Here is an 11,702-nt window from a genome sequence, read left to right as displayed (position 1 = left end):
TTAGGCAAAAAAAGGCTGAGAGACACGGCTGTTAAGGCCCTCAAGCGAGAGCCGGTTCCAGAGCAGGGGCATAGAGCGGAAACCGCTTGCAGAGATCACCAACTCGCTCCAAGCAACGCGCCTGAATGGCGTCATCCTCAGGGTTCAGAAGGCGATCAGCGATCACATCAGCAACCTCTTGGAAGGCCTTCTCATCGAAGCCACGGGTGGTGAGAGCAGCCGTTCCCAAACGCAAACCACTGGTCACGAAGGGCGACTCAGGATCAAAGGGAACCGTGTTCTTGTTGGCCGTGATGTGCACATCACTCACCAAAAGATCAGCCACCTTGCCGGTCATCCCGATGCTGCGCAAATCGAGAAGCACCACGTGGTTATCCGTACCACCACTCACCACATCAATCTTTCGCTCCTGAAGTCGTGCCGCGAGTGCCTGAGCATTGGCAACAACTTGACGGCTGTAAGTCTTGAAGTCGGGCTGCAACGCCTCGCCAAAAGCCACGGCCTTGGCTGCAATCACGTGCTCAAGCGGTCCACCTTGCGAGCCTGGGAACACCGCTTTGTCAAATCGGCGTGCGAACTCTGCATCGCGACAAAGGATCAAGCCACCACGGGGGCCGCGTAGGGTTTTGTGCGTGGTGGTGGTGACAACATCACAGTGAGGTACTGGGCTGGAATGCACCCCTGCAGCAACGAGGCCGGCGATATGGGCCATGTCTGCCAGCAGGTACGCACCTACTTCGTCCGCGATCGAGCGGAACGCAGCAAAGTCAATCGCGCGTGGATAGGCCGAATATCCACAAATGATCAGCTTGGGCTTGTGCTCCAGAGCCAGCTGGCGAATGGCCTCCATATCAAGGCGCTGCGTCTGTTGATCAACGCCGTACTGGACCACGTTGAACCACTTGCCGCTCACATTCACCGGTGAACCATGGGTGAGGTGCCCCCCATGGCTGAGATCCATCCCAAGGATCGTGTCACCGGGCTGAAGCAGGGCAAGAAATACAGCAAAGTTTGCCTGCGCTCCGCTATGGGGCTGAACATTCGCCCAAGCCGCATCAAAAAGTTGCTTCGCTCTTGAGATTGCCAATTCTTCAATGGCATCCACGTGCTCACAGCCGCCGTAGTAACGCTTGTGGGGCAACCCCTCGGCGTATTTATTCGTCAACACCGAACCCTGAGCTTCCATCACCGCCTTGGAGGTGAAGTTCTCCGATGCAATCAACTCAAGATGCGTCTCCTGACGCATCTGCTCTTGATCGATCAAACCAGCAATGGCAGGGTCTGCAGCCTTTAGAGATGCATTAATCGGGGCTGCGGAGCGGTCTGTCATGCGTTTCAAACACCAATGCACGAATCGTAGGGAATAGGCCCCTCGCACACACGAATCTTCAAAAAAAAACTGCCTTATCGGCAGTTTTCAGAAGCGCGCCTGGAGAGATTCGAACTCCCGACCCTCTGATCCGTAGTCAGATGCTCTAATCCGCTGAGCTACAAGCGCTTGGAAGCCACCATCTGACCGTACCAAGGCACCCTTCGTCAACCAACGGACATCAACACGTCAAAATCAACGCAGTAATGAGGGTCATCACATGCCGCTCCGCTGGTACGGACCCGCCGATCCGAACAATGCCACCTACCGGCATTTCAACAGGGTGGTGAATTTCTGCCTCCACGCCGGGGCCTTTGCCGCTGTTAATAGCGGCCTTTGGTTTGTGCAAGAGATGCGGCACCCCTGGAGCCATCTCGACCTTTGGAGTGAAGCTTGGCTGGGGGTTTTGATTGTTCACCTGCTGGTCGTGATCCGTCTGCGCCCTGGCAAAGACGCAGTCACAGACGAAAGCTGAGTCAGCATGCAATCAGCCGCTCCGACTCCACAACGATGACTCTGGACTCAGCTGATCTACGCGCCCTCACCTCGACGCTGGCCGACCGTCTTTACATCCAGGTGGCTGGATGGCATTTGTACTTGGGAGATGCCGGCTTAGCCGAAGCTCTTGCAATTGAATGCAGCGCGCTACTCGACCAAGGCGCAGTTGTAGCTGCACGCCAAGCCCTTGAGGCTGTTCAAGTGCCCATTGGTGGAGGAAGTGCACGCTTACCGATGGCGCGTCTGTTGCCGTCCTCTCAACTTTCGGACCTCGAGGAGATTCTCGAAGGACACTGCCGATAAGGTTGAAACGTTGTTGGACTCTGCCGTGCTGATCATCGAGGTCACTAACGCCCGCGATGTGGTCCGGCAACGGATCGGCCGCCTCGGCGAACGCTTGATCGGGAAGGTTGTCGATCCCGAAGCCCAGGTTGAGAAAGCTCTTATCCAGGAAATGGAAACCGCCTTTCGCGACTTTGGAATTGAAGCGCGCATTCTTTCCGTGCAAGGGCCCCAGCTCGTTGGCCGCCAACACCTCGAGTTACCGATCCAGGTGCGAGAAGACCGAGAGGTGCGTCTCAGCGACGAATGAAGCGACGCGTTAGGCCTTGGCTGATCTCGCGAACCTCTTGAACATCGAACGCTTGACCCAACGCCATAAACACCAGCCCCCCCAGTGATCCCGAAAGGCCGACCTGCAGGAGGCGTCCCACAAGATCAACAGGCCAACGCACCCCTTGGCTCAAGAACCAGGCCACGATTCCAGCGCCTACGGCTGCAACCATGAGGCGCAAACCATCCAGGCCCCACTGTTTTAAAGGCAACACTTTCAGCCGATGCTGCAGGGCCAACAACAGGGCGACGCAGGTGAGCACATTGATCAAGACGGTGGCCAGCACCAAACCCGCTGCACCGAAATTGAAGGGAAGTTGAGGCCCCCAAGGCGTTGGACCACCCACCAGGGCCCAGTCGAAGACGACATTGAGTCCAATACCGATCACCGAAAGGCGAAACGGTGTTGTGCCGTCGCCAAGGGCGTAAAACACGCGCACCAACACATCTCTGCCGAGATAGGCGGGCATGCCAAGTCCATAGGCCATCAACAAGCCCGTCACGAGCTCCACCGCTCCTTGATTGAAGGCACCCCGCTCGTACACCAACGCGACGATGGGAGTGGCGAGGGCCAGGAATAAGGCGCCAAGGGGAAGCATCGAAGCCGTCGACAACATCAAGCCCTGACGAATGCGAGCGATCAGCTCTGGGCGATCTTGCGGAGCCGTGAGACGGGAAAAGGTTGGCAACAGCGGCACCAACAACGCGTTGGAAATCAACCCCAGCGGCGTCTGAACCAGCAAATTGGCGTAACCAAGTCCAGCCGCCGCTCCAAGCAACCCCGAGGCGAAAAACAAATCGGTGAACACGTTGATCTGCAGCATTCCCGACGACAGAGTGGCCGGGCCCATCACCTGCCAAACCTCCTGAACACCGGGATGCCGCCAATCCCAGGCAAGACGCAACTGAACCAGCCCCTGCTTCATCAGAGCAGGCAGCTGCAGAAGCCATTGCAGAAACGCTCCCACCAGGGTGGATAACGCCAACACCACCCCTCCCCAAAGCGCGAGAGCGGGCGTTGAGATCGCAGAGCCCGCCTGCCACCAGAGCAAACCGATGCCCACGATGAGCGCGAGGCTGGACATCAACGGCGAAATCGCCGGAATCCAGAACTCATCAGCAGCATTGAGCGATCCAAAGCCAAGGCCGATCAGACCAGCCAACAAAGCCATTGGAGCCATCACTTGCAGTTGCACCGCGGCGATGCGGTGCAACTCCGGACTGAGACCAGGGCCAACAAGCGTGATCAGAGGATCAGCTGCCAACACGAGAACGATCGTTACCACCAGCAGCAGAGCGCTGACCATCGTGTTCAACGTGGCCAAAATATGAGCACCCTCCTCACGAGGACGGCGGCTGAGCACGCTCACCATGGCGCTATGGAATGGACCATTGATCCCTCCCAGAAGAATCAATAAAAATCCAGGAAGCACATAGGCATAGTTGTACGCGTCATAAGCAGCACCCACCCCGAAGGCTGCCGCAATCACCAACTGACGAACCAGGCCGCCAACTTTGCTCAACAACGTGCCGTAGGTGACGACCAGGGCAATGCGCTTCAGAGATCTCGCCATTCGTCGTCTGATCACAGCCCTTCTGAGAGAGCATTCTCAACCCTGTGCCAGGCCACCATGGACGGATTCAGCCAGCAGCCATGACCGGCACCTCGATCCTTCAGTTTCCTGCCCTCAGTGAAGGAGTGCTCCTGAAGCGCTACAAACGCTTTCTGGCTGATGTGGAGCTCAACGATGGAGAGGTCGTCACCGTCCACTGCGCCAACACTGGACCCATGAAAGGCGTACTCCATCCGGGCGGGAGAGTCCGGGTTCGCCATGCCCCTTCCCCGAAGCGCAAGTTGGCTTGGACCTGGGAGCAAGCTGAGGTCCCAAGCAGCGACGGAACGCTGTGCTGGGCTGGTATTAATACCGCTTTGCCCAACAAGCTGATTCGGGCCCTGATTGAAGCCGGTGGACTCAAAGACCAGCTCGGCCCGATCAAGACCATCCGCGCCGAGGTCCCCTATGGCCTCAATCGCAGGAGTCGCATTGACTTATTGCTCACCCCAGACGACAGCGCAGACGATCAACGCCCCATCTATGTAGAAGTCAAAAACACCACCTGGTGTCACGGAGACGTTGCACTCTTCCCAGACACGGTGACGGAGCGAGGCCAAAAGCACCTGGAGGAACTTACGGCGCTCTTTCCCGAAGCACGAGGTGTGTTAGTTCCCTGCTTGAGCCGGCCGGATGTCAATGCTTTTGCCCCCGGCGACAGCGCCGATCCTCGTTACGGAAATCTGTTCAGGTTGGCGATTGCAGCAGGAGTGGAAGTGCTTCCTTGCCGCTTCAACTTTGAGCTTGATCAGATCACTTGGGAAGGGCTCCAGCCGGTTCATCCCCGTCAGTAAAAAGACCTAAAACTTTGCAAAATCCAGATTTGGTAGCAACAGCGACTTGAGACGTGTGCCTTAGCGAGCAGTTTTAGTTCGTTCAAACGGACATCTTGTTGTCCAGCTCAAATTGCAGTCGGGATTTCTCTATGACAACTGCTTACGAGTCGCCCACTAGGCGACGCAAATCTCGCCTTCAGGAGGCAAGCCTCTTAGAGGGCCCGATGCTGCTTCTCCAAAGCATCCGCGGGTTTAAAACCAATCGCTCGCTTTTGTGGCTTGGCTGCGTGCCATTGGCCCTTTTCGGTCTTGGCCTGTTCAACCTCTCGGCCCATGCCGCAGAGATGCCAGAACTCAGTGCAGCGTTTCTAGCCAACAACCTTTGGCTGCTCGTCGCAACGATTCTGGTGATTTTCATGAACGCCGGTTTCGCCATGGTGGAAGCCGGAATGTGTCGCCAGAAGAATGCAGTCAATATTCTTGCTAAAAATCTCTTCGTCTTCGCCCTTGCTGTAACCGCTTATTGGTTTGTTGGCTATTCGTTGATGTACGGCGATGCCATAGCCGCAGGCTTTCTCTACTTCAACGGGTTGTTTTTTGATCCGGCTGTCACGCCCGAGCTGATCTCAGAAGCTGGCCTCGTTCCAAGTGTTGACTTCTTGTTTCAGGCTGCTTTTGCTGGAACCGCGGCAACAATCGTTTCAGGCCTCGTCGCAGAGCGCGTGAAATTCGGCGAGTTTGTGGTGTTCTCGCTCATTCTCACCGCTTTCATCTATCCCATTGCAGGCAGTTGGGAATGGAATGGCGGATGGCTGAATTCTGTTGGCGACAAAGAGTTCATCGACTTTGCTGGATCATCGATTGTTCACTCCGTTGGAGCCTGGGCAGGACTGATTGGAGCGATGCTTCTCGGCCCACGTATTGGCAAATTTATTGATGGCAAGCCTCAGGCCATCCCTGGTCACAACATGGCCATTGCCACTCTTGGCGCACTGATTCTTTGGATTGGTTGGTACGGATTCAACCCTGGATCCCAGCTCGCCATGGATCAGTGGGTCCCTTACGTGGCAGTAACCACAACATTGGCTGCAGCTGGTGGCGCGATCGGAGCCACCGTGATCTCAACCCTGACCTCAGGGAAGCCTGATTTGACCATGATCATCAACGGCATCCTTGCCGGCTTGGTGAGCATCACTGCAGGATGCGGCAACCTCACCTTTGTTGGATCCTGGGTTGCTGGTCTGATCGGCGGAATCATTGTTGTCTTCGCCGTATCAGCTCTTGATGCATCAGGCATCGACGATCCAGTCGGAGCCTTCTCCGTCCATGGCGTCTGTGGCGTCTGGGGAACCTTGGTGGTTGGTCTTTGGGGTTTTGACATCCAGGGCGATGGCTCACCACTGGGCTTACTCGTGGGAGGTGGCATCAGCCAGCTTGGAATCCAAGCACTGGGTTGTGCTGCCTATGCCATTTGGACGATCGTGACCTGCTGGATTGCTTGGTCTGTCATCGGTGGTTTGTTCGGTGGCATCCGAGTCACCGAGAAGGAAGAAACTGAAGGGCTGGATATTGGTGAGCACGGCATGGAGGCCTATCCAGATTTCGTGTCATCAGGCCGATAATCCGTTCCATTCGCAGCATTTGATCTGCGCTTCACCCTGTCCCATCCTGGGACAGGGTTTTTTATTGGCCTCTGCGTCAGTCGCTAGTGCCAGACAGCCCATAGAGTTGATTCATTGCTGTTACAGATATGGATACTCACGCCTTCAAACGCTCGCTGCATCATTCCGATCGCTACAACCGGCGAGGCTTCGGTCGAGCCGAAGAGGTGGCTGGGAGTTTGGAACAGGCTTACCAAAGCAGCCTGATTGGTTCCATCCGAGACAACGGGTATCACCTAACCCATGGCCGACTCCAGGTGCGCCTCGCCGAAGCGTTTGGATTCTGCTGGGGAGTGGAGAGGGCTGTCGCCATGGCTTATGAAACGCGCCGTCACTACCCGCAAGAACGCATCTGGATCACCAACGAAATTATCCATAACCCCTCAGTGAATGACCACCTTCGAGAAATGGATGTGTTGTTCATCTCCGTGGAGGGTGGAGTCAAGGACTTTTCTGGTGTGGCATCGGGCGATGTGGTGATCCTTCCCGCCTTTGGTGCCACCGTTCAAGAGATGCAACTTCTCAATGAGCGTGGCTGTCACATTGTTGACACCACCTGCCCATGGGTTTCAAAGGTGTGGACGACCGTTGAAAAGCACAAGAAGCAAGCCTTCACCTCGATCATTCACGGCAAGGTGAAACACGAAGAGACGCTTGCAACAAGTTCATTTGCAGGAACGTATCTCGTCGTTCTCGATCTTGAAGAGGCCCGGCTCGTCGCTGAATATATTCTCGGCAACGGCAATCGCGAATCGTTTATGGAACGGTTCTCCAATGCCTGTTCACCAGGGTTTGACCCTGATCGTGATCTCGAACATTTGGGTGTGGCCAATCAAACCACCATGCTCAAAAGTGAAACCGAAGAAATTGGACGCTTGTTTGAGCGCACCATGCTCAGCAAATACGGGCCAACGGAACTCAATGAGCATTTTTTAGCTTTCAACACCATCTGCGATGCCACCCAGGAGCGGCAGGACGCCATGTTCTCGCTCGTTGACGAAACCGTGGATCTGATGGTGGTGATTGGGGGCTACAACTCCTCCAACACGACCCATCTGCAAGAAATTGCGGTCAGCCGTGGGATCCGTTCCTTCCACATCGACACTCCAGAGCGAATCCACACCGACAATTCGATCGAGCACAAGCCCCTGGGAGAAGAGCTCACAGTTGAAGCGTTATTCCTGCCCAGTGGGCCCGTAACCGTGGGGATCACCTCCGGGGCTTCCACCCCAGATCGGGTTGTGGAGCATGTGATCCAGAGACTGATCGCCCTGAGCGAAAACTGATCCCCAGACCCCTTTACATTGGTTCATCATGGAGACTTCTCCAAACGGGGACCTGCAGACGTGCTGCTCTTGACGAGACCCTCAACCGACACATTGCGCGGTAGCGAAAGCCGTCAAGTTCGCTGTTATCGCAGTCAATTTCGCGATCGCATGGAGATGCGTGCCGACTTCCAAACCGTTGGGGCCTACCTCGATCGGCATGAAGGCTGGTTTCGACGTTGCGCAGCTCCCATGGAGGTCAAGCCCATCGACGAACAGGCCTACGCCCTCACTCTTGGACGGTTTGGCAACTTCGGTTTTGAAGTAGAACCCACGATCGGATTGCGCCTACTCCCTCAGAACGCTGGCAATTATGCGATCTGCACGGTGCCTCTCAGCAATCAAGATTCAGCCTTAGCTGATCTCTATGACGTTGATTTCCAGGCCAACCTCCGCCTTGAAGACAACAGTGCAAGCGACTCGATTGAAGAGCTCACAGCTGTGAGCTGGGATCTTGATCTTTCGGTTTGGATTCACCTTCCCAAGATGATCACCCTGCTTCCTGACGGACTGGTCCAGTCCAGCGGTGATCATTTACTTCGCCAGATTGTCCGCCAAATTTCAAGGCGTCTCACCTGGAAAGTGCAAGAAGATTTCCATGCAAGCCACGGTTTGGCATGCCCACCCAGAAGGCGGGCAGCCTTTTGATCAAGATCAGCGGTTCACCCAGATCTTGTTCACAATCTCCATGCCGCTCACCGCTTGCCAAAGGAACAAGGTGAGCGTGCCCATGTTGAGACCAACGTGCGCTTTACGAGCAATCACATTGCCCTGCTGCATGAACGGAGCCAATGATGCAGCCAAGGCAATCATTCCAGTCATCGCTAAGCCCACGAGCAGATGCGGGCCCACGAACAACTTGCCGTTGTTGATGTAAGTCACGGCCATACCACCGATCATTCCGGTCACCATCACCCCGAGGATCAGGCTTCCCCAGCGGTAATGACGCTGAGCAAACTTGCCTGGGAGCAGGGCCTTGCGTTGCTCTGGGGTACCTGTGCGTACCTTCTTGGCTTTGATCCCAAGAAACATGGAATAGCCACCTGCAGCCAGGAGCCCCCACATCATCAGAGGGTGCATGAAGCTGGCGGCAAAAGGCAAAGCGGGCAGGGTCATAGGTCAGTTCGTTGAGTGGACGGGTAAAACGAGATTAGGTGCCCGCCTTCTCAGTGAAGAAAGTGACGGCGTCCGGTAAGCACCATGGCCAAGCCAAGTTCATCGCAGGCCTTGATCGAGTCAGCATCCCGAAGGCTTCCGCCTGGATGGATGACGGCCTTAATCCCATGGCTTGCGGCAAGACGCACGGTGTCATCGAAAGGGAAGAAGCCATCACTCGCGAGCACAGCCCCTACGGCTTGCTCACCAGCAGCGTCTAAGGCAAGTCGGGCAGACCCAACGCGATTCATCTGACCAGCCCCAACGCCCAGGCTCTGACCATCACGTGCGACCAAAATCGCATTCGAGCGCACGTGACGCACGAGCTGCCAAGCAAAACGGAGATCGGCATCTTCAGCCGCGGTGGGTTGTCGCTGGCTCGCCACCGTCCAGGAGGAAGGATCGATCGGTTGATCGTCGAGATCCTGCACCAAAACCCCACCAAGAATGCTGCGGACGTGGTCTTTAGGTGCCGCATCAATCGCCTCAGGCGCCAATTCGAGGAGGCGGAGATTACCTTTGGCTGCCAAGATTTCGCGGGCTTCTGGGCTGTACCCAGGAGCGACAACACACTCCAAGAACAAGCTGGTGAGCTCCTTGGCCGCCTGGCCATCCACCACAACATTCAGGGCAACAATGCCACCGAAGGCGCTGATTCGATCACCATCAAGAGCCCGAGTGAGGGCGGTGGCCACGCCATCACCCACCGCAACGCCACAGGGATTGGTGTGCTTCACCACCACAGCCGCCGCTTGCTCTGCGCGATGCAGGCCCTCTGAGCCATAACCAAACTCACGAACGGTGGCCAAGGCCGCTTCCAGATCGAGCAGATTATTGGTGCTGAGCTCCTTGCCTTGCAGCTGCTTGGCCCCACCCCAGCCCACGGGGCTGCTGAACCAAGCCGCCTTCTGGTGGGGGTTCTCCCCGTAGCGCAAGGTCTGCCGGAGCGGCAGAGCCTCCAGCCATGGCAGAGCTTCGGCTGGCGCTTTGGCTTCGGCAGAAGGTTGCAACTCAGGGCGAGATTGCATCCAACGACTAATCGCAACGTCATAGGCAGCCGTATGAGCAAATGCCTCTAAGGCCAACTGCCGGCGCACATTGGCGTCCACGCCTCCAGCCGATCCAGACAGCGCTTGCAAAAAACTGTCGTACTGCTCAGGACTGGTGAGCACCGCCACATGGGCATGATTTTTGGCAGCAGAGCGAACCATCGTGGGTCCGCCAATATCGATGTTCTCAATGGCGGTGTCCCAACTCACATCGGGGGCTGCGATGGTTTCCCTAAACGGGTAAAGGTTCACCACCACCACATCGATGGGATCGATCTTCTGTTCGAGGAGATCCGCCTCATGGGCCGGATCTCCCCTTCGCGCCAAGATTCCGCCATGGATTCGAGGGTGGAGGGTTTTAACGCGACCACCAAGGATCTCAGGGGCTCCGGTGTGGTCTGCCACGCGTGTGACGGGCAATCCAGCCTCTTCAAGCACTTTGGCTGTTCCACCACTGGATAGCAGCTGATAACCATGGAGCCGATTGAGAGCCTCAGCGAGGGGCACCACACCCCTTTTATCAGACACGCTCAGCAAGGCAGTTGGAGCCATGGCAGCAGGACGAAAGACAGGGCTTAGGCCAACCTAAGCAGCAACCGCGCACCTAATGCCATGGCCGCCGATCTGCTCCGCCAACCCACAGCACGGGCTCAGGCACGCCTCGTTCTTCTCCATGGCTGGGGAGCCGATGCCGGCGACCTGATGCCGCTGGGAGAAGCGCTCGCCGAGGCGATCGCGACACCACTCGAGCTGGTTGCCCTGCAAGCTCCCCAACGCCAAAGCCAAGGATCAGGACGACAGTGGTATGGCCTCTTCCCCGCCGATTGGGCCGCCGTTCCAGCAGCTGTTGAAGACTTAAAAAACCGCATCAACAGCTTGAGTTCAGAAGAGATTCCACTGGAAGCAACGGTGCTGTTGGGCTTTTCTCAAGGAGGTGCCATGACCATGGCTGCCGGCTGTGACTTGCCTCTCGCCGGATTAATTGCATGCAGTGCCTATCCCCACCCCAACTGGCAAGCCCCTCTAACTCGCCCACCCGTGCTTCTTCTGCATGGACGGCATGACGACGTCGTACCGCATTCAGCCGCCTTAGCGCTAAAAAATGACCTAGCGCACAGCAATCAAGCCTGCGATCTCTTCAGTTTTGACCATGGTCATGCCATCCCCGTTGAGGCTCAGGCTGAAATGAAAAAAGCCCTCAAGCGTTGGCTGGATTAACCAGCTCAGAGCGCTTAAGGGCTTTGCAATCAAGGGTTGGAATGAAAGGGAATCAGACGAAAGCGTATTCGTACTCTTCCATTTCCTCCCAATCATCAGACGCCAGGTCTAGGCCTTCAAAGATGACCTCTTCACCAACGTGATCAACGATGGAACGAAGGGAAGGGAACAGAAAATGATTTTCCTCGGCGTACTGAGCGCTGAACAGTCCTTTTTCACCCCAGAAGAATTTGTCTGTGGTGTGTTCGTTACGGCGCACGTTGACCAGGGCCGGGGGCATGAGAACGCCCTCAGCGATATAGCGGCGAGCCGCTGTCACAGGCTTGTGTTCACCAGTTTCGAGATGGTGAGTCGGCACATGCGCCAGCACACGCTGGCCAGCGAGGCGACGACGACTAATCCTCTTACGTTTTTTGGACATTGGGC

Annotated in this window: 13 protein-coding genes and 1 tRNA gene; 8 read left to right on the top strand and 6 right to left on the bottom strand. The window is 56.3% G+C overall.

Annotation, left to right across the window (positions count from 1 at the left end):
* Positions 1-40: 40 nt before the first annotated feature.
* On the bottom strand, positions 41-1,330 hold the full coding sequence (gene glyA / locus SynMVIR181_RS01615; RefSeq protein WP_186524481.1) for a serine hydroxymethyltransferase: 1,290 nt from the start codon (positions 1,328-1,330) through the stop codon (positions 41-43).
* A gap of 94 nt (positions 1,331-1,424) precedes the next feature.
* Positions 1,425-1,498: transfer RNA gene (locus tag SynMVIR181_RS01610), tRNA-Arg, on the bottom strand.
* A 91-nt stretch (positions 1,499-1,589) separates the two neighbouring features.
* On the opposite strand from SynMVIR181_RS01610, the gene SynMVIR181_RS01605 reads away from it, so the two are divergent.
* The 3 genes from SynMVIR181_RS01605 to SynMVIR181_RS01595 are packed head-to-tail and all read left to right on the top strand — an operon-like array spanning position 1,590 to position 2,459.
* Positions 1,590-1,844 (top strand): hypothetical protein, encoded by a 255-nt coding sequence (locus tag SynMVIR181_RS01605; RefSeq protein WP_186589762.1) that lies wholly within the window; start codon positions 1,590-1,592, stop codon positions 1,842-1,844.
* A gap of 35 nt (positions 1,845-1,879) precedes the next feature.
* Positions 1,880-2,170 carry a DUF3181 family protein gene (locus SynMVIR181_RS01600; RefSeq protein WP_006853691.1) on the top strand — a complete coding sequence of 97 codons (291 nt, stop codon included), beginning with the start codon at positions 1,880-1,882 and terminating at the stop codon, positions 2,168-2,170.
* A 25-nt stretch (positions 2,171-2,195) separates the two neighbouring features.
* The gene (locus tag SynMVIR181_RS01595; protein WP_041426851.1) at positions 2,196-2,459 is read left to right on the top strand and encodes a hypothetical protein; all 264 of its coding nucleotides are present in this window, start codon (positions 2,196-2,198) and stop codon (positions 2,457-2,459) included.
* On the opposite strand, the gene murJ is transcribed toward SynMVIR181_RS01595, so the two are convergent.
* Positions 2,446-4,053: a murein biosynthesis integral membrane protein MurJ gene (gene murJ / locus SynMVIR181_RS01590; protein WP_186589761.1), complete on the bottom strand. Its 1,608-nt coding sequence runs from the start codon at positions 4,051-4,053 to the stop codon at positions 2,446-2,448. The two genes, SynMVIR181_RS01595 and murJ, sit on opposite strands and share 14 nt — an antisense overlap.
* A gap of 80 nt (positions 4,054-4,133) precedes the next feature.
* Between murJ and sfsA the strand changes: the two genes are divergently transcribed.
* From sfsA to SynMVIR181_RS01570, 4 genes are all read left to right on the top strand, one after another.
* On the top strand, positions 4,134-4,886 hold the full coding sequence (gene sfsA / locus SynMVIR181_RS01585; RefSeq protein ID WP_186589760.1) for a DNA/RNA nuclease SfsA: 753 nt from the start codon (positions 4,134-4,136) through the stop codon (positions 4,884-4,886).
* A 131-nt stretch (positions 4,887-5,017) separates the two neighbouring features.
* Positions 5,018-6,490, top strand: a complete 1,473-nt coding sequence (locus SynMVIR181_RS01580) for an ammonium transporter (RefSeq protein ID WP_186589759.1) — start codon at positions 5,018-5,020, stop codon at positions 6,488-6,490.
* Positions 6,491-6,618: 128 nt separating this feature from the next.
* Complete coding sequence (locus SynMVIR181_RS01575) at positions 6,619-7,815, top strand: 4-hydroxy-3-methylbut-2-enyl diphosphate reductase (RefSeq protein WP_186589758.1); 1,197 nt, start codon at positions 6,619-6,621, stop codon at positions 7,813-7,815.
* A gap of 60 nt (positions 7,816-7,875) precedes the next feature.
* Positions 7,876-8,502 (top strand): DUF1997 domain-containing protein, encoded by a 627-nt coding sequence (locus tag SynMVIR181_RS01570; protein ID WP_186524474.1) that lies wholly within the window; start codon positions 7,876-7,878, stop codon positions 8,500-8,502.
* A gap of 6 nt (positions 8,503-8,508) precedes the next feature.
* On the opposite strand, the gene SynMVIR181_RS01565 is transcribed toward SynMVIR181_RS01570, so the two are convergent.
* Both SynMVIR181_RS01565 and purH read right to left on the bottom strand, forming a co-directional pair.
* A complete protein-coding gene (locus SynMVIR181_RS01565; protein WP_186524473.1) occupies positions 8,509-8,970 on the bottom strand; it encodes a DUF4079 domain-containing protein in 462 nt (153 codons plus the stop codon).
* Between the two features lie 50 nt (positions 8,971-9,020).
* Positions 9,021-10,610 carry a bifunctional phosphoribosylaminoimidazolecarboxamide formyltransferase/IMP cyclohydrolase gene (gene purH, locus SynMVIR181_RS01560; protein ID WP_186589757.1) on the bottom strand — a complete coding sequence of 530 codons (1,590 nt, stop codon included), beginning with the start codon at positions 10,608-10,610 and terminating at the stop codon, positions 9,021-9,023.
* 60 nt (positions 10,611-10,670) lie between these two features.
* Here purH and SynMVIR181_RS01555 point away from each other — a divergent pair, with 60 nt between their 5' ends.
* Positions 10,671-11,276, top strand: a complete 606-nt coding sequence (locus tag SynMVIR181_RS01555; RefSeq protein ID WP_186589756.1) for an alpha/beta hydrolase — start codon at positions 10,671-10,673, stop codon at positions 11,274-11,276.
* Positions 11,277-11,328: 52 nt separating this feature from the next.
* Here SynMVIR181_RS01555 and SynMVIR181_RS01550 read toward each other — a convergent pair whose 3' ends face one another.
* Positions 11,329-11,697: a DUF3155 domain-containing protein gene (locus SynMVIR181_RS01550; RefSeq protein WP_186517788.1), complete on the bottom strand. Its 369-nt coding sequence runs from the start codon at positions 11,695-11,697 to the stop codon at positions 11,329-11,331.
* Between the last annotated feature and the right edge of the window lie 5 nt (positions 11,698-11,702).

The organism is Synechococcus sp. MVIR-18-1, assembly GCF_014279835.1.
GTDB lineage: Bacteria > Cyanobacteriota > Cyanobacteriia > PCC-6307 > Cyanobiaceae > Synechococcus_C.
Note: the sequence above shows the minus strand (reverse complement) of the source record. Positions and strands in the feature narration are given on the sequence as shown.

Excerpts from the sequence above, each read along its gene's own strand:
- glyA (WP_186524481.1), bottom strand. The coding sequence starts at position 1,330 with ATGACAGACCGCTCCGCAGCCCCGATTAATGCATCTCTAAAGGCTGCA.
- SynMVIR181_RS01605 (WP_186589762.1), top strand. The coding sequence starts at position 1,590 with ATGCCGCTCCGCTGGTACGGACCCGCCGATCCGAACAATGCCACCTAC.
- SynMVIR181_RS01600 (WP_006853691.1), top strand. The coding sequence starts at position 1,880 with ATGACTCTGGACTCAGCTGATCTACGCGCCCTCACCTCGACGCTGGCC.
- murJ (WP_186589761.1), bottom strand. The coding sequence starts at position 4,053 with ATGGCGAGATCTCTGAAGCGCATTGCCCTGGTCGTCACCTACGGCACG.
- sfsA (WP_186589760.1), top strand. The coding sequence starts at position 4,134 with ATGACCGGCACCTCGATCCTTCAGTTTCCTGCCCTCAGTGAAGGAGTG.
- SynMVIR181_RS01580 (WP_186589759.1), top strand. The coding sequence starts at position 5,018 with ATGACAACTGCTTACGAGTCGCCCACTAGGCGACGCAAATCTCGCCTT.
- SynMVIR181_RS01575 (WP_186589758.1), top strand. The coding sequence starts at position 6,619 with ATGGATACTCACGCCTTCAAACGCTCGCTGCATCATTCCGATCGCTAC.
- SynMVIR181_RS01565 (WP_186524473.1), bottom strand. The coding sequence starts at position 8,970 with ATGACCCTGCCCGCTTTGCCTTTTGCCGCCAGCTTCATGCACCCTCTG.
- purH (WP_186589757.1), bottom strand. The coding sequence starts at position 10,610 with ATGGCTCCAACTGCCTTGCTGAGCGTGTCTGATAAAAGGGGTGTGGTG.
- SynMVIR181_RS01555 (WP_186589756.1), top strand. The coding sequence starts at position 10,671 with ATGGCCGCCGATCTGCTCCGCCAACCCACAGCACGGGCTCAGGCACGC.
- SynMVIR181_RS01550 (WP_186517788.1), bottom strand. The coding sequence starts at position 11,697 with ATGTCCAAAAAACGTAAGAGGATTAGTCGTCGTCGCCTCGCTGGCCAG.